The sequence below is a fragment of the Hypericibacter terrae genome, from assembly GCF_008728855.1.
In the GTDB taxonomy this organism is placed as follows: domain Bacteria; phylum Pseudomonadota; class Alphaproteobacteria; order Dongiales; family Dongiaceae; genus Hypericibacter; species Hypericibacter terrae.
On the sequence record NZ_CP042906.1, the window covers coordinates 3980558 to 4004185 of the forward strand.

21 protein-coding genes and 2 tRNA genes are annotated in these 23628 nt (G+C 65.1%); 9 read left to right on the plus strand and 14 right to left on the minus strand.

The genetic code is table 11. The features are described 5' to 3' along the window. Positions 1–12 precede the first annotated feature (12 nt). Complete coding sequence (locus tag FRZ44_RS18140) at positions 13–1260, minus strand: M24 family metallopeptidase (protein ID WP_151178505.1); 1248 nt, start codon at positions 1258–1260, stop codon at positions 13–15. Positions 1261–1458: 198 nt separating this feature from the next. Between FRZ44_RS18140 and FRZ44_RS18145 the strand changes: the two genes are divergently transcribed. Next, entirely contained in the window at positions 1459–2196 is a 738-nt protein-coding gene (locus FRZ44_RS18145; RefSeq protein WP_191908168.1) for an SDR family NAD(P)-dependent oxidoreductase, read from the plus strand. A 38-nt stretch (positions 2197–2234) separates the two neighbouring features. Next, the gene (locus FRZ44_RS18150; protein WP_151178507.1) at positions 2235–3338 is read left to right on the plus strand and encodes an ABC transporter substrate-binding protein; all 1104 of its coding nucleotides are present in this window, start codon (positions 2235–2237) and stop codon (positions 3336–3338) included. 13 nt (positions 3339–3351) lie between these two features. On the opposite strand, the gene FRZ44_RS18155 is transcribed toward FRZ44_RS18150, so the two are convergent. The 7 genes from FRZ44_RS18155 to FRZ44_RS18185 form a co-directional block, all read right to left on the minus strand. Continuing rightward, positions 3352–4800 carry a DHA2 family efflux MFS transporter permease subunit gene (locus tag FRZ44_RS18155; protein WP_151178508.1) on the minus strand — a complete coding sequence of 483 codons (1449 nt, stop codon included), beginning with the start codon at positions 4798–4800 and terminating at the stop codon, positions 3352–3354. 113 nt (positions 4801–4913) lie between these two features. Beyond that, a complete protein-coding gene (locus FRZ44_RS18160; RefSeq protein WP_151178509.1) occupies positions 4914–5627 on the minus strand; it encodes a class I SAM-dependent methyltransferase in 714 nt (237 codons plus the stop codon). Between the two features lie 61 nt (positions 5628–5688). Beyond that, a tRNA-OTHER gene (locus tag FRZ44_RS18165) sits at positions 5689–5818 on the minus strand. A 165-nt stretch (positions 5819–5983) separates the two neighbouring features. Beyond that, positions 5984–6403, minus strand: coding sequence for an SMI1/KNR4 family protein (locus FRZ44_RS18170; protein ID WP_151178510.1), 420 nt, complete (start codon positions 6401–6403; stop codon positions 5984–5986). A 462-nt stretch (positions 6404–6865) separates the two neighbouring features. Then, a tRNA-Leu gene (locus FRZ44_RS18175) sits at positions 6866–6950 on the minus strand. A gap of 365 nt (positions 6951–7315) precedes the next feature. Beyond that, positions 7316–7750, minus strand: coding sequence for a hypothetical protein (locus FRZ44_RS18180; protein WP_151178511.1), 435 nt, complete (start codon positions 7748–7750; stop codon positions 7316–7318). After that, the gene (locus tag FRZ44_RS18185) at positions 7737–8321 is read right to left on the minus strand and encodes a hypothetical protein (RefSeq protein WP_191908611.1); all 585 of its coding nucleotides are present in this window, start codon (positions 8319–8321) and stop codon (positions 7737–7739) included. Before FRZ44_RS18185 ends, FRZ44_RS18180 begins: the two co-directional genes overlap by 14 nt. A gap of 169 nt (positions 8322–8490) precedes the next feature. Between FRZ44_RS18185 and FRZ44_RS18190 the strand changes: the two genes are divergently transcribed. Beyond that, on the plus strand, positions 8491–9822 hold the full coding sequence (locus FRZ44_RS18190; RefSeq protein WP_225308328.1) for a chloride channel protein: 1332 nt from the start codon (positions 8491–8493) through the stop codon (positions 9820–9822). Here the strand turns inward: FRZ44_RS18190 and FRZ44_RS18195 are convergent. Both FRZ44_RS18195 and FRZ44_RS18200 read right to left on the minus strand, forming a co-directional pair. After that, positions 9815–10585, minus strand: a complete 771-nt coding sequence (locus FRZ44_RS18195) for a competence/damage-inducible protein A (RefSeq protein ID WP_151178514.1) — start codon at positions 10583–10585, stop codon at positions 9815–9817. The two genes, FRZ44_RS18190 and FRZ44_RS18195, sit on opposite strands and share 8 nt — an antisense overlap. A 39-nt stretch (positions 10586–10624) precedes the next feature. Continuing rightward, a complete protein-coding gene (locus FRZ44_RS18200) occupies positions 10625–11110 on the minus strand; it encodes a hypothetical protein (RefSeq protein WP_151178515.1) in 486 nt (161 codons plus the stop codon). A gap of 395 nt (positions 11111–11505) precedes the next feature. Between FRZ44_RS18200 and map the strand changes: the two genes are divergently transcribed. The 4 genes from map to FRZ44_RS18220 all read left to right on the plus strand — a co-directional run bounded on the left by map (position 11506) and on the right by FRZ44_RS18220 (position 15016). Further along, a complete protein-coding gene (map, locus tag FRZ44_RS18205; RefSeq protein WP_151178516.1) occupies positions 11506–12330 on the plus strand; it encodes a type I methionyl aminopeptidase in 825 nt (274 codons plus the stop codon). 109 nt (positions 12331–12439) lie between these two features. Then, on the plus strand, positions 12440–13339 hold the full coding sequence (locus tag FRZ44_RS18210; RefSeq protein ID WP_151178517.1) for an ABC transporter permease: 900 nt from the start codon (positions 12440–12442) through the stop codon (positions 13337–13339). A 5-nt stretch (positions 13340–13344) separates the two neighbouring features. Further along, positions 13345–14079, plus strand: coding sequence for an ABC transporter ATP-binding protein (locus FRZ44_RS18215; RefSeq protein WP_151178518.1), 735 nt, complete (start codon positions 13345–13347; stop codon positions 14077–14079). A 13-nt stretch (positions 14080–14092) separates the two neighbouring features. Then, positions 14093–15016, plus strand: coding sequence for a DMT family transporter (locus tag FRZ44_RS18220; RefSeq protein WP_151178519.1), 924 nt, complete (start codon positions 14093–14095; stop codon positions 15014–15016). A gap of 6 nt (positions 15017–15022) precedes the next feature. On the opposite strand, the gene FRZ44_RS18225 is transcribed toward FRZ44_RS18220, so the two are convergent. From FRZ44_RS18225 to FRZ44_RS18240, 4 genes are all read right to left on the minus strand, one after another. Then, a complete protein-coding gene (locus FRZ44_RS18225) occupies positions 15023–16636 on the minus strand; it encodes a sensor histidine kinase (RefSeq protein ID WP_151178520.1) in 1614 nt (537 codons plus the stop codon). 99 nt (positions 16637–16735) lie between these two features. Next, positions 16736–18835, minus strand: coding sequence for a methyl-accepting chemotaxis protein (locus FRZ44_RS18230; RefSeq protein WP_151178521.1), 2100 nt, complete (start codon positions 18833–18835; stop codon positions 16736–16738). A gap of 321 nt (positions 18836–19156) precedes the next feature. Further along, a complete protein-coding gene (speB, locus tag FRZ44_RS18235; RefSeq protein WP_151178522.1) occupies positions 19157–20137 on the minus strand; it encodes an agmatinase in 981 nt (326 codons plus the stop codon). A gap of 46 nt (positions 20138–20183) precedes the next feature. After that, complete coding sequence (locus FRZ44_RS18240; protein WP_151178523.1) at positions 20184–21002, minus strand: enoyl-CoA hydratase/isomerase family protein; 819 nt, start codon at positions 21000–21002, stop codon at positions 20184–20186. Positions 21003–21180: 178 nt separating this feature from the next. Between FRZ44_RS18240 and FRZ44_RS18245 the strand changes: the two genes are divergently transcribed. Then, positions 21181–22089 (plus strand): DMT family transporter, encoded by a 909-nt coding sequence (locus tag FRZ44_RS18245; RefSeq protein WP_191908169.1) that lies wholly within the window; start codon positions 21181–21183, stop codon positions 22087–22089. Between the two features lie 258 nt (positions 22090–22347). Then, the gene (hemA, locus tag FRZ44_RS18250) at positions 22348–23586 is read left to right on the plus strand and encodes a 5-aminolevulinate synthase (protein WP_151178525.1); all 1239 of its coding nucleotides are present in this window, start codon (positions 22348–22350) and stop codon (positions 23584–23586) included. The last annotated feature ends 42 nt before the right edge of the window (positions 23587–23628 follow it).

Below are 23628 nucleotides of genomic sequence, written 5' to 3' on the forward strand. Positions count from 1 at the left end.
CAAATTCGGCCGTCAGGCTACCGCAATCAATTCGAGCGGCGTCTTCGACAGCAGACGGCAGCCTTTCTTGTCCCAGACGACGGTATCGATGAGTGCCGTGTCGAACAGGCTCTCGAAGTTGGTGACCATCCCGTCCTCGAATACGCGATCCAGGAACTCGTCGTCGCCGAGATTGAAGTAGAAGTCGCCGACCCAGTCGGGCGGCAGGCTCAAGCCAAGCTCGTAGCCCAGGGCCCACCCGCCTGTCTCGGACCAAAGGCCGACCTCGTCATAATATCGCCGGAGGCGGCGATTCACCTCGCGGACGGTCAAGCCTGCCTTGAGATCGGACGTGATGACGTCATAGACGCCGGCGGCTAGGCGATAGCGCTCCGCCAGGGCCTTTGGCGGTTCGCCGACAAAGAACCCCCGCATCGCGTTGCCGTGATAGCGGTTGTAGACGCCGCACAGGTCGGCGACGAGGATCTCACCCGCCTTGATGACTTTGGTGCTGGCCATGCTGTGGCCGATCGACTGGGGAACCCCATCGACCACCGGCGCCGTGTTGAAGATCGGAATGAGCGCCGGAAACTCGCCGCCCGCCTTCATCATCTCGTGGGTCACGGCACCGAAGAGATCGAGCTCGGTGATGCCGGGCTTCAGGAGATCCTGAATCGCGCGGTGACCGATGTCGCAGATCTCGGTCGCTTTCTCGATATAGGCGATCTCCTGAGCCGACTTCACCCGGCGCGCGCGGCGCAGCAAGGCACTGGAATCGACCACCTCGCAACCGGCGGCGCGGAAAGCGCCCTCGAACATGGTGCTGATGGCACGGTTGGGGATGTAGCTCCAGAATTCCATCCCGACCGTACCGCCGAGCCAGCCCTCTCTCGCCAGTTCTTCTGTGATGAATCGCAGGTTCGGCGTCGCCCGACGATCGGGAAGCCAGCGGTTATCCCTGCAGATGGAGGTCCGCGCCATGACGGGCATTTCGGTCGGATTGTCGAAATGGATGACCCGGTCCGATCCGGCATGAATCGCCGTGCCGTAGCATTGCGGATAGCGCATCGGCGAATTCGCTTTGTACCAGCTCGTGAAGTAGCCATGGAGCCAGCAGATGGCTTCGGGCGTGGTGACCCAAAGCAGGTCGATCCCGCGCTCGCGCATCATCCCGCGGACCTTGGCGATGCGCGATCGATACTCCGCTTCGGTGAATGGAAGCTCGACGGGGCCGATCTTCGCGGGATCGAAGGTTCCAGGAGTGAGACCGACATTCGTCATGCGAGATCTCCCAGCTTCTTCGAGCGCCAACCCTTGTGTCGCTCATTGCGAGCAACCGGTTCAGTCGATGCGGCACCGCCATGTCAGTATGCCAGCCCGCCAACCAGCCGAGATACCCCGCGCGGGGTATGGAGCGACGGCAGAGCGCGGCTCCTTACTGTTGCGAGAGCTGCAGGCGCGACATCCGACGTGGCGGTCATGGCATTCGAGCGCTTCGACGACCAGGTGGCGGTGGTGACCGGAGCGGCGCAGGGTCTGGGTGCCGCGATCAGCCAGTTGCTCGTTTCCCGCGGCGCATTCGTCCATCTCATGGATTTCGACCGGGACCGGCTGCAGGCAACCGCCGCGAAGCTGGGATCGCGCGCCCGAGCCCATATCGCCGACGTGATGCGCGAGGCGGCGATCCTCGCCGCCCGCGACGCGATCCTGAAGGAATCGGGGCGCTGCGACGTCCTCGTCAACAATGCCGGCATCTATCCCTTCGAGGCGACGGCCGACATCACGGAAGCTTCCTGGGATCGCGTCTTCGACACCAACCTCAAGAGCGTGTTCTTCACGACCCGGGCTTTCATGACGGCGATGGCGGCCCGGCAATATGGGCGGATCGTCTGCATCTCCTCGACAGACTCCTACATCCCCAAGCCGCTCTATCCGCATTACGCCGCCTCCAAGGCGGCCGTCCTCAGCCTGGTGAAGACCTTCGCCCTCGAGTTGGCCGGCAAGGGAGTCCTGGTCAATGGCGTCAGCCCCGGCTCGATCGCCACGGAACGGGCTCAGGAGCAGGGCTGGCTGCCGCGTGCGATCCAGCGCATCCCCATCGGGAACGCGGCGTCGCCGGATCAGATCGCCGAGGTCGTCGCGTTCCTCGCCTCCGGACGCAATCAGTTCATGACCGGCGAAACCGTCGTGGCGAGCGGCGGCGAAATCATGGTTTGAAGGGAAGAGTGCCGGCAAGAATCAACAGGGAGGGCGACATGGGAATCAATCAGAGCTCGCAGGCGCTTGAAGTCATCGACGCCTACCGGAAGGGTAGCGTGACCCGCCGCCGTTTCCTCGAGGCCTGCGCACTGCTGGGCATTGCGCCCGCGACTCTCGGACTGGCCCGCTCGGCCAAGGCGGCCGAAGAGATCGTTATCGCCAACTGGGGCGGCGATGCCGAACGCGCGGAAGGCGAAGGCTGGGGCAAGCCCTTCACCGCCGATACCGGGATTGTCGTCAAGATCGACGGCAGCGGGCCTATGCCTGGCAATATCAAGGCCATGGTGGACGCCAAGCATGTCACTTGGGACGTTGCCGAGATCGAGGTCTTCATGGCGATCGACCTAGGCAAGCAAGGACTGCTCGAGCCGATCGATTATTCGATCGTCGACAAGAACAAGGTCCAGCCCGGTTATGCACTCGAGTTCGGCGTCTGCAACTACACCTACAGCACCGTCGTCACCTACGACACCACCAAGGTCGGCACCGAGCCACCCAAGAACTGGGTGGACTTTTTCAATTTCGAGAAATACCCGGGCAAGCGCGCCATCTGGAAATACGGCATCGGCGCCTGGGAAGCGGTCCTGTTAGGCGATGGCATCGCGCCCGACAAGCTCTATCCGCTCGACATCGACCGCGCCATCAAGGCAGCGCGCAAACATGCTGACAATCTGGTTTATTTCGAGAGCGGCGCCGACAGCCAGCAGATGCTGCTGACGGGCGAGATCGTCATGGGGGCGCTGTGGCATACGCGCGCGAGCGTGCTCGACCGCGATACCAAGGGCAAGGTGACCTGGACCTGGAACCAGGGCGCCTTGAGCGCCTCCTCCTGGACCATTCCCAAAGGAGCGGAGCATGTCGCGGCAGCGCAGAAATTCATCGCCTCCACCCAGATCCCGGAACGGCAGATCGAAGTGTTCAAGATCATGGGGAACGGCTGCGCCAATCCCGCCGCATCGGCCATGCTGCCCCCGGCACTCGCCCGCAACGATCCGGGCCGCGCGGAGAATCTGAAGCAGCAGATCATCATCGACCAGCAGTCTTATGCCGGCAATTACGACGCCTGGCTGAACAAATGGCTGGACGGGATCTCCGGCTAACGAAGAGCTCGTTCTAGCCGTCTTTCGCGGCGCGGCGGTGGCCGCTGACCTCCATGCCGTCTTCCGGTTTGAGGAAGCGGAAACCGGGGAGCGCCAGGAGCGGGATGATCGCCATCAGCAGGAACACCTCGTGGAAGCGCGCGGTGGTGAGCGGCGCACCTTCCGTGGTGAGCAGGCCCAGCAGCATGGCGCTGAGCGAGACGCCGAAGCTGACAGTGAGCTGCTGCAGCACCCCGCCCAGGCTGGTGGCACGGCTGAGCTTGTCGGACGGCATCTCGGCGTAGGAGAGCGTGTTCGAAGTCATGAACTGCGCCGAACGCAGCAATCCGAAGAACGCGATATAGAGCGCGATGACCCAGTAGGGCGTGTCCGGCCCGATGAGAGCGAAGCCGGCGATCACGGCGGCGCCCAGGAGCGCGCTCCAGAACAGCAAACGGTCGAAACCCAGCGTGCGCAGCAGGCGCGTGGAGATGGGACGGATCGCCAGCGCCCCGAAACTGGTGACGAAGGTTAGCGAGCCCGACATGACCGGGCTCATGCCGAAACCGACCTGGAGCATGAGCGGCAGAAGGTAAGGCACGCCGTTCATGCCGATACGGGCGAGGCCGCCCGCAAGCGTCCCGATCCGGAAGGAGCGCAGCCGGAACAGGGTCAGATCGACGGCGGGTGCCGCCACCTTGCGCGCATAGCGGATGAAGGCCAGCAGGAACAGGGCGGCGGCGATCAGAACGGCGATGATGGCGGGGGTCGGGATCGTCGGCCGGCCGACATTCTCGATGCCGTATTGCAGGAGCGCCACGCCCGCTCCCACCATCAAAAAGCCGGGGAAGTCGAACCGCACCCGCTTGTCGCCGCGAATCTCCTCCACATAGCGCAAGGCCAGCAGGATGCCGGCACAGCCGAACGGAATGTTGATATAGAAGATCCAGCGCCATGAGGCGTAGGTCGTGATCACGCCACCCAGCAGCGGACCGATCACCGGTCCGACCAGGGCCGGCAGGCTCATATAGATCATCGCCGTGAAGAACTGGTCGCGCGGGAAGCTGCGCAGCAGGATCAGCCGCCCCACGGGCGTCATCATGGCGCCGCCGAAGCCCTGCAAGGCGCGGGTCGCCACCAGCATGGCGAAACTGTCCGCGACGCCGCAGAGGCAGGAGCCGATGGTGAAGACCACCAGCGACAGCACGAAGATCCGGCGCGCGCCGAAGCGATCGGCGAACCAGCCGCTCACGGGAATGAACACGGCCAGGGTGAGGACGTAGGTCGTCACCGCCAGGTTCATCCGCAGCGGCGTCGTGCCCAGGCTGCGCGCCATATCCGGAATGGCGGTCGTGATGATCGTCGCATCCAGCTGTTCCATCAGGAACGCGATCGCGACGACCAGGGGGATGAGCAGACGCAGGCGGGGATTGCGGACCGTGGCGAACTGATGTTCGTCCGGCTTGCGGTCGGAATCGGTCATGCGGGAGGATCTATCCGAGGGCCATGTCGGGAAACTCCACATCCGCTGGCTGGGATTCGAAGGTTGCGATCTCTCAAGGATCCCGTCCCCTGCGCGAACCCGGTCCGGAACACTCATGCGGGGCGGCGGCAAATCACGACATCCGTATACTCCCCGAGGATCCCATGATCTTCGTCGTGAAAATGCCGGATGTCGACCTCGAAGGGCGCCCATTTCGGGATCTGGTGCCCGATCGCATAGCCATAGTCGAAGGTGACCAGGGCGCGCGCCCGACCGATCGAGCCGCCATGATATTGGGGCGGCTCGACGAGATGGCGGACAAATCCCAGCTTCGTACGCTCCGCGCGCCGGCGCGCCGCCTCGGCCTGGTTCTTGTCGATTGGGAATGTCAGCAGACAATAGCCGCCGGGCTTCAAGGTCCGATAGACCTCGCGATAGACCTTGGCCGGCTCGAACACATGCTCCATCACGTCGAGCGCGATCACGAGATCGAAGCGCCCATCGGGAAACCTCTGCGCGGCCAGGTCTTCATGCCGGCCGCCGCGGAGCATCGCCTCGAGGCATCCGAAGCGGAAGAATTGCGAAGCGACATAGCCGGGCGCCTCGCGCCGGAGCTTGACCGAGATGCCGCGGCGGGCCGGCGAAGATTCATGAATCGCGAGCCCGCGCCAGTCGGGTGCCACCGCGTCGAGCGCAAGGGCCAGGGCCCGTTCGCGCACCACCGACCAGCACAGCGGACAGCGAAGATTGTCGCGATACCACGCGTTGCCGGAGGCGAACGTGACCGCCGTCTCGCAGATCGGACAGGAGCCGGCGTGACGATACATCCTCGCCTTGCCAATAACCGTCGGGGGAGTCTTTCCGACGTGGGCCGCCTATCGGGTCGGCTGGTGCCCGCTGCCGGACTTGAACCGGCACAGCCCTTTCGGGCCTAGGGATTTTAAGTCCTCTCAAACAGAGAAATCTCTAGTGTTTGCCGGCCTTTTCTTGCTGAGGTGTAACCGCAACAAGGATGGGCCGCAACAGCGCCGCAACAAGTACGACCGCAGGGGATTTTTATCTCCTAGGCTTAGGCGTCGGAAGTCTCCTCGTGCCAAAATAGTGAGTGTCTACCCGAGCCGATGTCAAACCAATGCCCACCGGCCACGCCTGCAATTCATGCAGCCTGGCCAATGACTTTCTGTCAGATCGAGAGTCGCGGCATCGCTTCAAGGAATGCCGTGAAGGTCGAAGCCAAGGGGCGGATCAATTTCAGATCCATTCCAACGAATGGAACGAGCACAACAGGCGCAATATCAGAGCGTCTGTCGAAGGCAAAAGCTTCACCTCCGCCATCTGAGCCAAACAGAAGCAAACCAGGCGCATAATCTGTGACTTGGTAGGCCCTGTTTAACTCAAGTAGCTCCTCCACACGCCAAAGGATGAGATACGCGCTGCCGATGAACCCTTCACCGCCGTTCTCGTACCGAAGAAAATCGACATAGTCTTGAGGCAACGCCAGCCCCGCCGTCATTTCGAACAATCGAAGCGAAGCCGGCGTTGCCGGGGGATTGCCATTAAAATCCACGAGCAGACTTTTCCTGTCCTCTGGAGTCATGGTCATCCTGTTTCAATCGGCGTTTGTCATTCCTCCTACGGCGCAGTGTTAATCGACTTCAGTCGATCACCGTCAAACACGAATCACGCCCTAGCCCGTCCCCTAGCCCGCAAATATGCGATTCCCAGAAGGGTAAGAACCCCAGCAGCTCCCCAAAGACAGGAGTTTAGAATCAGCGTAGCGCTGAAATGCTGGTTTGCCACCGAATAGGGAAGCAAAGCCAAAACTGGAAATATCAAAATCTCGAAAATCGATCCCAGAACTTCAGACGCAACCGACGGCGCTGCGACATTCCCAGGCGAGAGCGCCCATCCGATAAACGTACCTAAGAAGGTCACAATCGCGACGATAAGAAAAATCGTGGTTACTCGGAAAATCGAGACCTTCAAACTGTGCCCCTCATTCTTCAGATAGTTCTCTCGACGAGAGAACACTCATACAATCCGATCTCATGTTCGATTATAGCGATGGTGCGGGCGACGGGACTTGAACCCGTATGCCTATCGGCTCACGATTTTAAGTCGTGTGCGTATACCAATTCCGCCACGCCCGCACATTGGTGGCCGCATCAATCTGCAACATGCCGCAACATTGACCAAATGTGCCAACATTCCATGCGCTAGCGGATAGAGGGATTGCTAAAAATAGATGGAAAACCCTTTTCTATTCAACTTCTTACAGATATCTCTCGGCCGAGAACACTTTCTGGTCCGGATTTGTTTCGCGCGCCGCTGGAACCATTGGTCGCCAGAATTTTTCGCTTCAAATCGAACACTTAGGAAAACCTGTGGACGCAAGGGATTTTAAGTCCCTTGCGTCTCCCAATTTCGCCAAGCGGGCCGCGCGCCGTCCAGGGCAGACCGGCCCGAGGCTAGTCGCCAGGACCCCGCCGGCACAAGGCGGAATGAGGCCGCGGTCCTAACCGACGGCCGAGGCCGACGATGGGCCGGCCGCCCGCCGGATCGCAGCCAGCCTTTCCGCGAAAGCCTGCAACCCCGCCTCGTCGGCCCGCAGCTGGAAACTCTCGATGCCGGCCACGGCGGGGCGGCGGATTTCCTGCCGAAGATAGGATCGCCAGGCGGGCGGAGCGCCCATCTCGACTTGAAGGATTCGATAGCCGTGCTTGAGGTAATCCGCGACCTGGTCGAGCGCAAAGTCGAGCGAGGCGCGCGCCCGCTCGACCGAGAGATCGTTCGGCGGCAATTGGACGATACCGAAACCGGCATCGTCCAGGAGCGCGAAGGCCCGCAAAAGGGGCTCGCGCCGTGGATCGCCCGGCGCCAGCAGATGGCCGTTCACCAGCGCGTCGGGGAGGATCGCGATGCAGCGCGAGCGCGGATCATTGTTGCGCATGCGAGCCCTCGCCGCCCCGGTCGAGGAATTGCCGAAACTCGATCATCGCCTGCGCCATGGTGAAGCCCGGCAGCTCCATGGCAACGCCGAAACTGCGGGGCATGGGAAGCCCGCGCTCCGCCAGGATCTGCTCCAGCTCCTCGATCCAGACGCCCTTGCCGGGCACGACCTCCCAGCTCATATCCTCGGGCCGGCCGCCCCAGGCAGGACCGATGCCCGTGAAGGTCACGGCGCTCGAGCCGCTGCCATCGACGCCGATCAGCACCAGATCCCGGCAGCCTTTCGCGACGCGCTCTTCGAGCAGGTCCGCGACCGATTGCGCGAGCGCGCGGCAATGGCGGCGAAAGCCCGGGGTGTCGTACTGCTCCTTCACCTGCCACCAGCGATTGACACCGAGGAAGGCCATCTCGGGGCATGGCATCTGCTGGATGGCATAGCCGAACTCCTTCAGGATGGCGACGACGGGCGTCACCATCCCGGGGCAGAGCGCGTACTCGTCCACCTTGGCGTTCTGGTTCGCGAGGCAATGCGACAGCAAGGCCACGCGGGTTCCTGAAGCGGTCGCTGCCAACAGGGCCTCCCTCGGACGGACATCGATTCTAGTCGGCTTTGCGGCTCCGACGCCAACAGCGAGTCTTGAGGCTCAGGCCCCAATCGCGTTATGGCCAGAAGATCGTTGGTTCGAGGGCCGGTTGAGGCGAAGATGGGCCTCTCCAACGGCTTGCCGCAACACGAGCACCGTGACCCTCTTCTCCGCCCGACATATCCGGCATCTCAAGGCGCTCGCAGCCCGCTGGCGGCGGCGCGCCTTGTTCCTGCTGGGCGGCGTCGCCGTCGGCGCCGTGGCGGTGATGCTGACCCTGCTGGCCGACAGGGCCCAGCTGGCGTTCCACCAGTTGCTGCAGCAATGGCGCTACGCGTCGCTGATCGTAACGCCGGCCGGGTTCGGACTGGCCGTCTATCTGACGCTGCGCTTCTTTCCGAACTCGCAGGGCAGCGGTATTCCCCAGGCCATCGCAGCCCGCGAACTCGAGGGCTACGACCAGCGTCACGCGCTGGTCTCGATCCGGATCGCGATCGGCAAGATCCTGGTGACGCTGCTGGGGCTGCTCTGCGGCGCCTCGGCCGGCCGCGAGGGACCGACCGTCCAGGTCGGGGCGTCGATCATGTTCGCGCTGGGCCGGCTTTCGCCTCGCCGCCAGCCGGGGCTGATCCTCGCCGGGGCCGCGGCCGGCGTCGCCGCGGCCTTCAACACGCCGCTTGCCGGCATCGTGTTCGGCATCGAGGAACTGAGTCGCGCCTTCGAGCTGCGCACCAGCGGGCTCGTCATCGGTGCGGTCATCGCCGCCGGCCTGACCGCGACGGCGCTGCTCGGCGACTACAGCTATTTCGGACATAACTCGGACATGCTCCACACCGCGGCCGAATGGCTGGCCGTCCCGGTCTGCGGCGTGGTCGGCGGCCTGATGGGCGGGATCTTCAGCCGGATCCTGGTGCTGCTGGCCGGCGGGCTGCCCGGCAGGATCGGCGGATGGATCAAGCGGCAGCCCGTGGTCTTCGCGGTGCTCTGCGGTGTCGGCGTCGCGCTCTGCGGCATGGCCTCGGGCGATACCACCTTCGGCACCGGCTATGAGCAGATCAAGTCCGTCCTTGCCGACGGTACAGCCCTGCCCTGGAGTTTCGCGATTCTCAAGCTCGCGGCGACGATCCTGACCTCCATCAGCGGCATCCCGGGCGGCATCTTTTCGCCCTCGCTCGCCATCGGCGGCGGCATCGGCATCAATCTCGGCGCGATCTTCACCAGCGTGCCGGTGGGCGTGATGATTCTGCTCGGCATGGTGGCCTATTTCGCCGGCGTGGTGCAGGCGCCGATCACGGCCTTCGTCATCGTGACCGAGATGACCGACAATCACGCCATGATGGTGCCGCTCATGGCGACGGCCCTCATCGCCTCGAGCGCGTCGCGGCTCATCTGTCCGGAAGGCGTCTATCACGCGCTGGCGAAGAATTTCGTGAGGCAGGCCCAGCCAGCGGCGCGGGACCGGTCGGAGCCGCCGCCCGGCGTCAGCTGATCTCGCCCTCGAAGGGATCGCCGCCCTCGTCGCGGATCAGGGCCCGCAGGCCCTCCGCGACCTGGTCGAGCTCGGCCTCGTCGGTGCCCCGCGCGACCAGGCTGGTGCCGAACTTGCCGCGCCGGAAGAACGGATAGCTGCCGATATCGACCTTGGGGAAACGCTGCTGGAGCGCGCCCAGGGCCTGCGCGATCACGCCCTCGCCCAGATAGGTGCTGACCGTGCGCGAGGAGACCGGGGGGCCGCCCTTGAGCCCGTCTTTGAGCCCGTCGAACATGGCGCGCATGATCGCCGGCACGCCCGCCAGCACATAGACGTTGCCGATCTGGAATCCCGGCGCCGTCGAGACCGGGTTCTCGATCAACCGGCTGCCTTTGGGCACGGTCGCCATGCGCAGCCGGGCCTCGTTCAACTGGTCGCCGGTATAGTGGCGGCGCAACAGGGCGACGGCCTCGGGATCCAGCACCAGCTCGACGCCGAAAGCCTTGGCGACGCAGCCCGAAGTGATGTCGTCATGGGTAGGACCGATGCCCCCGGTCGTGAAGACGTAAGTGTAGCGGGCGCGAACGGCATTCACCGCCGCGACGATCTCGGCCTCGATATCGGGGACGACCCGGGCCTCGCGCACGGGAATGCCGAGCGCGCTCAGCTCCTTGGCCAGATAGGCCAGGTTCACGTCCTGGGTCCGACCCGACAGGATCTCGTTGCCGATGATGAGAACCGCGGCGGTCGCGGCGGGTACCGAAGGCGAATCCTGGGACATGACGCCGGGGGCAGCCTTAAAGGGGGACGACTCTGCCGCTCAGGGATAGGTCGGCAGGTTCGGATTGATCCCCGAGGACGGTGCCGGAGTCAATTCGGGCGCTGGTGCGGGCGCGGTCGCGGGCGAAGTCGCGGCACTGCCGCCCTGCTCGACCTGGACCGGCTTGGCGTTGGGGTTCTGGGCGTCATAGCCGCGCGCCGCCATGCAATCGTCGACGATCCGATCGTAGCGGTTCTTCCGATTGTAAAGGCTCAGATTTTTGTTCAGGTCACCGATGCCCTGCTGCAGGTCTGTATTGGTGTCCTGATTGGCGATGTCCTGGTCGATCGCCTCGTCGCGCTTGATGATCGCGTTGGCCTGCTCCTGGCAGGACCCCAGGTCATCGGCCGGCGCCGCCACATTGGTGCCGCCGTTGGTGCCGACATATTTGCTGGTGGAGGTATCGTCGCTGCGTGCCCAGCTGGGCAACGGAAACTCCGAGCAGCCCGTGACCAAGAACAGGAGCGCCAGGACCAGAAAACGCATGACAACGACCTTTGATGGTAATCCGGAGCCGCCCGACCTCGAGCGAACCCGGGCATTACGGCCTGGGGGACCGTGAAGATAATCTCGACCTTAGCAATGGCGGGACGCCGACCGCAACGAAACCCACCCCTGCCCCTCGTGGCAGCATTGGGGGCCTTATCGAAATATGGGGTTAAAGACACCCGAATCCAGCGTTCTAACAACTTTTAGCAAGGGACGCAGGCCAGCCCTGTGCCAGCCTCAGGGTGCCGACCCTTGCAAATCTCCGCCCACCGCCATTAATTGGGGCCAGCGAACCGCCCGCGCCTCCGAAATCGGATGCAGTCCCATGCGGGACGGTTGCTCCGCCGATCCCGGCACGAACCGCCTCAGCCCCGGAAAAACGCCCGCCCGCCATGACCCCGAACGATGTTGCCCATGACTGGCGCCCCGAAGAACGCCGAATCAAGATCCACGGGCCCGAGGATTTCGCCGGCATGCGCGTCGCGGGCCGGCTGGCCGCCGAAACCCTGGATTTCATCGCGCCTCATGTCGTGCCGGGCGTGACCACGGGCGAGCTGGACCGGTTGTGCCACGACTTCATCGTCGGCCATGGCGCCATCCCAGCGCCGCTCAATTATCGCGGCTTTCCGAAGTCGATCTGCACCTCGATCAACCACGTGGTCTGCCACGGCATCCCCGGCGACAAGAAGCTGATGAACGGGGACATCCTCAATATCGACGTGACGACGATCGTCGATGGCTGGCATGGCGATACCAACCGCATGTTCTATGTCGGCGAGACCGGCGTGAAGGCGCGGCGCCTGTGCGAGGTGACCTACGAGGCGATGATGCGCGGCATCGAGGTGGTGCGTCCGGGTGCCACGCTGGGCGATATCGGCCATGCCATCCAGAGCTTCGCCGAGGGCCATCGCTATTCGGTCGTCCGCGACTTCTGCGGGCACGGGATCGGTCGCGTTTTCCACGACGCGCCGAGCGTGCTTCATTTCGGCCGCAAGGGCAGCGGCCCCGCCTTGCGCGAAGGCATGTTCTTCACCATCGAGCCGATGATCAATGCCGGCCGCTTCGAGGTGAAGCTGCTCGACGACGGCTGGACCGCCGTGACGCGCGACCGCTCGCTCTCGGCCCAGTTCGAGCACAGCATCGGCGTCACCGCCAACGGATTCGAGATCTTCACGCTCTCGCCCAAGGGCTGGAACCAGCCACCCTTTCCGGCCTAGGCCGCGCTCCGGCTCTCTTCCCTCGCGCCTCGACGGCAGCTTGCCGCGACCGGTTCAAGGCCCTAGGGTCTGGCCCGTCCGCTACCGTTGCGCGGGGAACCGCCTGTCCATGTCCGATCCGATACCGCCTCGCCGGGGCGCACCCGAAGGCCCCGCCATGGGCTCGGGCACCGAGTCGCTCCCCGTCATCCTCATGAGCGGGCACGCGCATGCCTGGAGCCGGGCCGCCTTTGCGACCGCCTTCGCGGACATCCGCGATGGCGTGGTCACCTGGCGGATCTCGGCCCTCATGGGCTGGAGCGAACTGCGGCGGCGCTATCATCGCTCGCTGCTGGGGCCGTTCTGGATCACCCTCAGCATGGCGATTTTCATCCTGCTGGTCGGCGGAGTGTTCTCGCAGCTGGCGAGCACCAGCTTGCGCAGCTTCATGCCTTACGTCGCCACCGGCTACGTCACCTGGCTGCTGCTGGCCTCCTTCGTTTCCGACGGCTGCAACGTCTTCATCGCGGCCACGCGCTTTCTGCGCCAGATGCGGCTGCCGAAAAGCACCTTCGTCCTCGCCATGGTCTGGCGCGATCTGATGGTCTTCGCCCATAACCTGCCGGTGGTGCTGATCATCCTCGCCGTCTGCGGCATTCGCCCGACCCTCTGGACGCTGATGCTCATCCCGGCGGTGATGGCGACGGCGGCGGCCGGCGTGATCCTCGGCCTGGTGCTGGGCATGGTCGCATCGCGATTCCGCGACCTGATCCCGATCGTCACCAGCCTGCTGCAGCTGACCTTCTTCCTGACCCCGGTCCTCTATGCGCCGGCCCATCTGGGCCAGGCGGGCGACCTGCTCTATCTGAATCCCGCCACCCACTTCGTCGGCATCATGCGGTCAGGCTTCCTCGGCGAGGCGCCCTCGCTGCTGAACTGGCTGGCGGTCCTGGGAATGCTGGTCGCCGGCGGCCTGGCCGGCTTCCTCATGTTCGTGCGCTTTCGCGCCCGCATCACCTACTGGGTTTGAACGACATGGCGCGGATCCAACTCGACCAGGTCTCGGTGGACCTGCCGGTCTATAGCGCGGGATCCCGCTCCCTGAAGGCAAGGCTGCTTCCTTCCAGCCGCGTCGCGCCGGGCCCGCGCCATCAGATCCTGGTGCATGCGCTGCGGGAAATCACCTGCGAATTCAATGCCGGCGACCATGTCGCGCTGGTCGGCCGCAACGGCGCCGGCAAATCGACGCTGCTCTCGGTGCTGGCCGGGATCTACGAGCCGGCCTATGGCCGGGTCCGGATCGAAGGGCGGATCGCGGCGCTGCTCGATCTGAGCCTCGGGATGGAGGAGGACGCGACCGGAGAGGAAAACGTCACCATGCGCGGCCGCCTGCTCGGCATGAGCCCGGATGAGATCAGCGCGCGCATGGAGGAGATCATCGAGTTCGCGGCGCTGGGCGACCATATTCACCTGCCGCTCAGGACCTACTCGAGCGGAATGCGGCTGCGCCTCGCCTTCGCGGTCTCGACCTGCGTGGCGCCCGACGTGCTTCTGCTCGACGAAGTCATCGGCGTCGGCGACGCGCAGTTCGCCAAGAAGGCGGCCGAGAGAATGCAGCGGTTGATCCAACGCACCCAGATCCTGGTGGTGGCTTCGCACAACACGCAGTTGCTGGCGGAGCTCTGCAACAAGGCCATCTGGCTCGAGGGCGGACGCGTGCGCGAGATGGGCCTCGCATCGGAAATCATGGCCGCCTACCAGCAATCCTGACCGGCTCTCCGCGATGACCCCCAGCACACTGCCGACCCAGCATCGGATGCAGGCGATCTTCCTGCTGCTGGGCGCCATGGCGATCCTGCCGCTGATGGATGCGATCGCGAAGCATCTGAGCCACGACATGTCGCTGTGGCAGATCACCTGGGCGCGCTTCACCTTCCATGTGCTGTGGCTGGCGCCGGCCTTCCTGGCCCGCCACCGGACCCGCGAGTTGCTGCCGGCGCGCTCGGGGCTTCAGGTCCTGCGCGGCCTCTGCCTGACCGCCTCGACCTTCCTTTTCTTTGCCGGCGTCGCCTACATGCCGATCGCCGATACCCTGGCGCTGAGCTTCGTCTCGCCGCTGACGGTCACCCTGCTGTCACCGTTCCTGCTGGGAGAGAAGGTGGGCATCCGGCGGCTGAGCGCGGTCGGCGTGGGACTGCTGGGGGCCCTCGTGATCATCCGCCCCGGACTCAGCGTGTTCCAGCCTGCCGCCCTCTTCGGCATCAGCACGGGGCTGATCTATGCGTTCTACGTCATCATCACGCGACGCCTGGCCGGGACGGCCCCGGCCCTGGTGACGCTCGCCTATACGGCACTGCTGGGCATGGTCGGCACCAGCCTGGTCGTGCCGTTCTTCTGGGTGCCGCCCACGCTCGAGCAATGGGGCCTGATGGTGGCGCTGGGGGCGATCGCGGCCCTCGGGCACTGGCTCGTCATCCTCGCCTATGAGCGCGGCGAAGCCTCCATGCTGTCGCCCTTCTCCTATGCCGAGATGATCGGCGCCGTCACGGTGGGCTATCTGGTCTTCGGCGATTTCCCCGACCGCTGGACCTGGGTCGGTATCGCGATCCTGATCGGCAGCGGAGTCTATATCTCGATCCGCGAGCACCGCGTCTCGCCCCGGCCTGCCGCGGCGGCAAAAGAACCCGAAGAGATCACCGCCGGCTGAGGCGGATCAGAGCGATGCGCGGCGCGCGGTCGGGGCCGCGGCGCCACCCGCCGGCGATTCGGCGCGCGCCACCGATCCGAAGGCTTCCTCGCTCGGATAGGCCGCCGCCAGGCGATGCAGGTCGGCGACGATGCCGGCCGGGATCGGACCGGGCTTCGACGGCGCCACACCGGGCCCGCATTCCGGCAGCTCGATCGTCACGGTCGTGCCGCGCCCCGGCACGCTCGAAACCCAGATCTGGCCGGCCAGCATCTCGACCAGCCGCTTGGTGAGCGGGAGACCGACGCCCACGCCCTCATAGCGTTTGGTCAGCGACGCGTCGCCCTGCCAGAACAGATCGAAGATCCGCGGCAGATCCTCGGCCGCGATGCCGATGCCCGTGTCGGCGATTACGAGCGTCGTGCTGCCGCGCGGATCGCGCTTCAAGGTCAAGGCGATCCGGCCGCCTTCCGGCGTGAACTTGATGGCGTTGCCCAGGATGCCGATCACGATCTGCCGCAAGGCCGTGGGATCGCTGAGCAGACGGCTGTCGGCGGGATCGGCATCGACCGTCACTTGCAACCGCTTCTGCTCAATCTCCGGCGCCAGCATGCCGACGCCCTCCTTGAGCAGCGCGCTGAAATCGAGGATGCGGGGTTCGATCGGCCAACGGCCGGCTTCCAGCCGGCAGAGATCGAGGATGCTCGAGATCAGCTTGTTGAGATGCTTGCCGCTGACCAGGATGTGGTTGAGGTAATCGTTTGCCTCCCGGTCGAGACCCTTGGATTTGGCGGCGACCAGGATCTCGGCGAAGCCGATGATGGCGTTGAGCGGCGTGCGGAACTCGTGGCTCATATTGGCGAGAAACTCGCTTTTCGCGCGATTGGCGGCCTTGGCCTGATCCTTCTCGATCTCGAGCCTTGCCGCGAACTCGCTCAAGGTCTCGTTGGCCTCGCGCAGCCGACTCTCGGTTTCGCGGCGCAATTCGTTCTCGGACTGGAGCGATCCGGCGAGACGCTGGGCTTTGTGTTTCTCTCGGCGCTGCGCCGTGACCAGCAGGGTCACACCGATGGCGATATCGAGCCAGGCGCTGAGGAAGAAGCCCCAGGGCGCGAACCACTCGACATGGCGCAGGAACGGGTAATTGCCGAAATGGACGGCGCGCAGCATGAAAAGGACGCCGAGAATCGCAAGGCCCTCGCCATGGGGCAGCGACCGGCGGCGCCAGAACTCATAGGCCAGATGCGCCATCACGGCCATGCCGACCAGGTAGATCGGGAGCGTAGCCCACAGGAACGGCATCTGATCGAGCCGCGCGAAGACCGACCAGATCGAAACGACGCCAACCGCGGCCATCACATCGACCGGATGGCGGTTCTTGCCGAGGAAGGTGCGGACGCCGCACCAGACGAACCCGAAATACAGCGCGACCAGGATATCGGGACCGGCGGCGAAGGAGATCAGGCCGGTTGCGAGCAGGAACTGCGTGACCTGGCGGAGGAAATAGCAGACGTAGGCAAATGTCCAATAGCCATACTCCGGCCGGCCGGTCGCGAGCCGCAGTTGCAGCATCGTCAGGGTCACGACCAGGGCAATGCCGATCGTGGATGCGATCGCCGTCGGTATGGAAAAATCGAACATGGTATCCCCGTTGGCGCGGGCTCGGTCCGCCCGGAAAGGCAAAAGCCCGGCGACGCGAGGACGCGTCGCCGGACCTTGCTTCAGGACCCCCGGAAGCGATTACCCTTCGCGAACCCTCCGAATGAAGCTGTCGACCTCCTGACGGAGCGTTTCCGACTGGCGCGAGAGATCCGACGACGCGCTCAGCACCTGAGACGCCGCATGGCCGGCGTCGGCCGCCGCCTGCGACACGCCCGAGATGTTGCGTGTGACCTCGTCGGTGCCCTGCGACGCCTGGGTGGCATTGCCCGAGATTTCCTTGGTCGCCGCCGACTGCTCCTCGACGGCCGAGGCGATCGCCGAGGCGATCTCGTTCACACGGTCGATGGTGGTCCGGATCTTCTGCATGGCGCCGACCGCATCCTTGGTCACGGTCTGCATGGAGCCGATCTGGGCGGAGATCTCCTCGGTCGCTTTCGCGGTCTGGGTCGCCAGATTCTTCACCTCGGAGGCCACCACCGCGAAGCCCTTGCCGGCATCGCCGGCGCGAGCCGCTTCGATCGTGGCGTTGAGGGCAAGCAGATTGGTCTGGCTGGCGATCTCGTTGATGAGCTGGACGATGCCGCCGATCTTCTCGGCCGCCTGCGCCAGGGTCTCGACGGTCTGGCCGGTCCGGCTCACCTCGTCGACCGCGCTGCGCGCGACCGTCGAGCTGTCGCTGACCTGCCGGCTGATCTCGCCGATCGAGGCCGAGAGCTCCTCCGAGGCCGTCGCCACGGTGGTCACGCTGGCCGAGGCCTGCTGCGTCGCCGCCGCGACCGCCGCGCTCTGGCGCGTGGTCTCCTCGGCGATCGAGGCCATGCTCTGCGAGCTTGCCTGCAGCTCCGTCGCAGCCGACGAGACCGACTGGACCACGCCCTTGACGCTGGCCTCGAAACTGTCGGCCAGCTCGAGCATGCCCTTGCGGCGGGCCTGCGCCGCCTCGATCTCGGCCTGCTTCTGCTTCTCGCGCAGCTGTTCGATCTCGATCAGCTTCTGGCGGAAGAACTCGACGGCCCGCGCCATCACGCCCAGCTCGTCGCCGCGCTTGGTGGCCGGAACCTCGATGGCCGTGTTGCCTTCGGCGAGCATGCTGACGGCACCCGTCAGGCTGCCGACCGGCCTGGTCACCAGCGAACGGGTCAGGAGGAAGATCACGAGCGCCAGCAGCAGCACAGCACCGCCCGCCGCGCCCACCGTGTAGTAGGTGAGCTCGGTCACGGGCGCCATGATCTTGTCCAGCGGCAGATTGACCATCAGCGACCAGGGCGACTTGTCGGCGTCGCTCTTGATCGGCTGGAACACGCGAATGACATCCGTGTTCAGGGAGATCGAGAAGGCCTGACGGGTGTGGAGCTTGCCCGCGGCGATGTCCGGCAGGACAACGGCGAGTTCCTTGTCCGTATCGACAATGGGCTTGCCGATCTGCTCGGTCTTGGCATAGGCGGCCCACGCCCCCTGGTTCGAGATCAGCGAGACCGAACCGGTGCCGTAGGGCTTGATCGCCTTGAGCTGCTCGGCCATCTGGTCGAGCGACATGTCGAGCCCGATCACGCCGACGGTCTTGCCGTCGATGACGATGGGCAGCACCAGGCTGGTCATGATGACGGTCTGGCCGGCCGCGTCGTAGCTGTAGGGCTCGAGGAGCTGCGGCTCGCCGCTCTTGAAGGCGAGCTGGTAATAGTCGCCGGCGCCCGGCTTGTCATAGTCCTTCAAGGGCTCGAAGGAGATGCTGCTGCCCGACCGCACGACATAGGGCACGAAACGGCCCGTGCTGTCGTTCACGCCGCCGGTATTGGCGAACTCGGCATCCTTGCCGTCGAACGCATTCGGCTCCCAGCCGGTCCAGGTCCCGAAGAAACTGGGATTATCCGCGAGCGCCGCCTTGAGCATGTTGACGTAGGCCTGACGGTCGGTGATGCCCTGCTTGCGCAGCTCGATAAAGCTGCCGCGCAGCGTATCGAGCGTCCCGAAGGCGGCCGCGAAGGTCTTTTCGACGTCGGAGCCGATGCCGTCGGCCTGCTGCTTGCCGGCTTCCAGCGCCAGATCCTTGGCGATGGCGCCGCTCTTGGACGCCGTGAGCCAGGCCGACGCGCTGAGCGCGACGATCAGGGCCAGCATCACCGGCAGGAGGAGTTTCAGGCCAATCGGAAGCTTGTTGATCGCATTGCCAATAGACATAGAAGGAAGTCCCCGCGTGATCGAAACACCAAGGGACGAAGACCGCGGCGTATCGCCTTGCCTCCGTCCAACTGGTCGCAAGATGACCCGGGGCAATAAACATTTGGTTAGGTACGGCAGCGACGCTGCCATGTGCCGGCTGCGCATCACCGTTGCGGTCGGCACAACGCGGCGTGCGGATAATTGCTGACAAGACAATCACTTCCCGCCGCTGCCGCGAGAAAAAGATACGCCTCCGGCGCACCGCGACGCAGGCCTGCGGCAATATATCCTTCGATCAATCGCGCGAGGCGGCCGCGCCGTGCGGCGCGGCCGTCGCCATCAGCGTCCGGCTTTTCGCCGCGCCACCGAATCCGCGACGATGCAGAGGATCTCGAACATCAGATTGGCGCCGTTGAGGGCGGTATGCCCCTGCGGGTCGAGCGGCGGCGAGACCTCGCAGACATCGCCGCCGATCAGGTTCAGCCCCATCAGCCCGCGCAGCACGACCTGCGCGTCGCGCATGGTCAGCCCGCCCGGCTCCGGCGCGCCCGTGCCCGGGCAGAAGACCGGATCGAGCCCGTCGATGTCGAACGTCACATAGGTCGGATGCTGCCCGACGACGCGATGGACCTCTTGCACGACCGCCTTGCGTCCCATCTCGTCGAAATCGTCCATAGTGATGACGCGCATGCCGACGTCGTAGCCGTATTGGATGTCGTCGTCGCTGTAGCGCGTGCCGCGCAGCCCGATCTGGATCGTGCGCTTCGGGTCGATGATCCCCTCCTCGACCGCGCGGCGGAACGGCGTGGCGTGATTGATCCGCGAGCCCAGCAGCTCGTCCAGCGTATCGGCATGGGCGTCGAAATGGACGCAACCGACCGGGCCGTTCTTCACGATGCCGCGCAGGATCGGGAGCGTGACCGTATGGTCGCCGCCGACCGAGACGGGGGCGGCGCCCGCCTTCGCGATCTCGGAGAAGAACTCGGTGATCTTGTCGATGCTGCCGGCCGCATCGAGCGGATTGACCGGCGCGTCGCCGACATCGGCCACCTGGCAGAGATCGAAGGGGGCGACGCGGGTGGTCGGATTCACCTGCCGGATCAGCCGCGACATCTCGCGGATCTGGGCCGGCCCATGACGGGGACCGTCACGATTGGTCGAGCCCAGATCGAAGGGCACGCCCGCGAGCGCGATATCGAGGCCAACGGCGCTCGGCCGATAGGGCGTGCGCATGAAGGTCGCCAATCCGGCGAAGCGCGGGATGACGGAAGAATCGATCGGGCGCAGCGGCTCGTTGTGGCGCGGGCTATGGTCGTTCATGCGGGTCCTCCCTCGGATGTTTCTTCTTGTCGGTCGAAAGCCGGCTTCATTCCTTCTTGTCGAAGCGGGCGTCGCGCCAGGCGAGCGCGGCCTTGAGGCCCTCGCGCTGGCGGATCTCGCGGAATGTCTTGCCTTCGGGCGTCTGCAGCGCCTCGATCTGCACGTCGGTATCGAGGCCCATCTCCAGGGCCTGCTCGAATCCCATGATCGAGTAGGTCCGGTTGATGGCCTGCTTGGTGAGCCGGACCTTCTCGCGGTCATTGATCGCGATTTCCCGGGCAATGGCCAGCGCGGCTTTCACCTCCTCCCCCTCGGGCACGACCCGGTTGACCAGCCCCATGGCCAGCGCTTCCTCGGCCGAGATCTTGTCGTTGCCGGTCAGCAGCGCCTCCTTGGTCCGCTTGGGACCGGAGAGCCAGGGCATCAGGAGCGCGATGATACCGCTGCCGAAGCGCAGCTCGGGCTCGCCGAAGCGCGCGCCGGCGGCGGCGATGGTGATGTCGCAAGCCATGGCGAGCTCACAGGCGCCGGCCAGCGCATAGCCCTTGACCGCGGCCACGGTCGGCAACGGGCTGTGCCAGAAGCGCATGACGAAGTCGAAATCGGCCTGCAGCACCGGCCGTACATCGCCGACGGTGTTCCAGGGCCGGTCGGCGCCTTCGGTCAAATCGAAGCCCGCCGAGAAGGCGCGGCCGGCGCCGGTGACGACCAGGGCCCGCACCTCGGGATCGCGCTCGATGCGATCGAGCAGCCCGTTGACCTCCTGGACCATCTTCCCATTGATCGCGTTGAGCTTGTCGGGCCGGTTGAGCGTCAGAAGGCCGACCGGCCCGCGCATTTCGAACAGGATCGTTTCGTAGGCCATGGGCGAGGTCTCCCTGCAATCGGTCCCCACGGGCCATGGTCGGCCGGGCGGGGCTTCTTTTGTGACCTCCATTTATTGACCAGTCAGGCAGGGGTCGGCAACATGGCCGCCGGCCTTCCCCCCAAATGGCGCTATGACGAGCCTCGGCGTCCCCGTCCTCCCAGGTCCCGTCACCCCCATGCTTCGCCCGAATCTGGCGCTTCTCTTCGTCATCCTCGCCTGGGCCACCAATATCCCGGCGACGGCCGTCCTGATGGAGCATTGGGACTTCTGGTTCGTCTCGGTCTTACGCTTCGGCATCGGCTACATCACCCTCTGGCTGGTGTTCCAATGGCGCGAGCCGGCGGTGCGCCGCACGGGCGCTCCGGTCGAAACCTGGCGGCTTTGGGTCCTGGGCGCCGCCGGCGCCGGGCTGTTCGGCCCGCTCTACAATGCCGGAATCGATACCTCCAACCCGATCATGGTCGCGATCATCAACGCGACCTCGCCAGCGGTGGCCGCCCTGGTCGGGCGGGTCTGCTTCGGCTATCCGATCGAGCGGCGGATGTTTCCGGCGATCGCCCTGGCCGTGCTGGGCTGCATCCTGGCGACCTGGGACCCGGCGAATGCGGGCAATCCCTTCGCCGTGCGCGGCGGTGAGCCTCTGATCCTCGTCTCCATGTTCCTCTGGAGCTGGTACTCCCTGGCGGCCCAGCGCTGGCTGACGGGCTGGTCGCAGCTGCGCATCACCACCGCGACCCTCGGGCCCGGGGTGGCCATGATCATCGCCTTCTACCTGCTCGCGGCTCTCCTGGGTCTCTCGAGCTTCTCGCCGGGGCCGCCGCGGGGCGCACTCGATGTCGGGCTCGTGCTCTGGATCGCGGTCGGCGGCATTACGCTCGCCATGCTGTTCTGGAATTTCGGGGTGCAGCGGCTGGGACTCGTGGTGGCGGCGCTGTTCCTCAATCTGATGCCGATTGTCACAATTCTGGTTCTGGCGCTGATGGGCCAGTTGCCGACCTGGCTCCAGCTGGCGGGAACGGCCCTGGTGGTGCTGGGGCTGCTCCAGGCCCAGCTACGCTCGCTGCCGGCCCGTCGCGCCGCCTGACCGCCACCGAGTCGGCCCCCTGAACTCGGCCGCAAGACTGTCCGATTCCAGCATGTCCATCCTCTTGGCAACCCCTTTTGGCCAGCCCACTTCTGGAATCACAAGCCTTTGCCAGGGCGACAAAATGCGGCTTTGACCGCCCGGACAAACCTGCGACAAAGAGCGCCATAAATTGGCCAAGAGAGCCGGGCAGATTGACCGGCATCCGAAAGGGTCGCCGGACACGGTGGTCCAGCGGCAGCGCCGGGCGGGAATTCAATGAATTACGAGAGCTTCTTCCAGACCAAGGTCGACGATCTGAAGCGCGAGGGGCGCTACCGGGTTTTCGCCGATCTCGAACGCTGCGCCGGCCAATTCCCGCGCGCACGCCGATTCCGGGCCGACGGCCGCATCCAGGATGTCACCGTCTGGTGCTCGAACGACTATCTCGGGATGGGCCAGCATCCGGCGGTTCTGGCCGCCATGACCGAGGCGATCGAGCGCTGCGGGGCCGGCGCCGGCGGCACCCGCAATATTTCCGGCACCAATCACTATCATGTCGTGCTCGAGCGCGAGCTGGCCGACCTCCACGGCAAGGACGCGGCGCTGGTCTTCACGTCGGGCTATGTCTCGAACCAGGCGACGCTCTCCACGCTCGGACGCATGCTGCCCAACTGCGTGATCTTCTCCGACGCGCTCAATCACAACTCGATGATCGAGGGCATCCGCCATTCGGGCGCCGAGAAGCATATCTTCCGCCATAACGACGTCGCGCATCTCGACGAGCTGCTGGGTCGTGCCGATCCCACCCGGCCCAAGATCGTCGCCTTCGAGAGCGTCTACAGCATGGATGGCGATATCGCGCCGATCGGCGCGATCTGCGACGTGGCCGAGCGCCATGGCGCCCTCACCTATCTCGACGAGGTCCATGCGGTGGGCATGTATGGCCCGCGCGGCGGCGGCATCGCCGAGCGCGACCGGATGATGCATCGCCTGACGGTGATCGAAGGCACGCTGGCCAAGGCCTTCGGCGTGGTCGGCGGGTACATCGCAGGCTCGGCAGCCACGATCGATTTCGTGCGCTCCTTCGCGCCGGGCTTCATCTTCACCAGCGCGATGGCGCCCTCGGTCGCGGCCGGCGCGGTCGCCAGCATCCGCCACCTCAAGGGCAGCGGGATCGAACGCGTGCGCCTGCATGAGCGCGCCCAACGCCTCAAGCGGGTGCTGGGCGAAGCCGGCCTGCCGGTCATGGCGTCGGAAAGCCATATCGTGCCGGTCAAGGTGGGCGACGCGCATTTCTGCAAGCAGGCGAGCGACCGGCTGCTCGACGAGCATGCGATCTATGTGCAGCCGATCAATTATCCGACCGTGCCGCGCGGCGAGGAGAGGCTCCGCTTCACCGCGACTCCCTTCCACAGCGACGACCATATGGCGGCGCTGGCGACCGCGATGACCGAAACCTGGAAGGCGCTGGGCCTGCCCCTCGTCTCCACCCGCCATCCCGCTGCCGCGGAATAAGCCTCCTCCACTGCCCGGAAGCCTGCCGGGGTGACAAGGCCG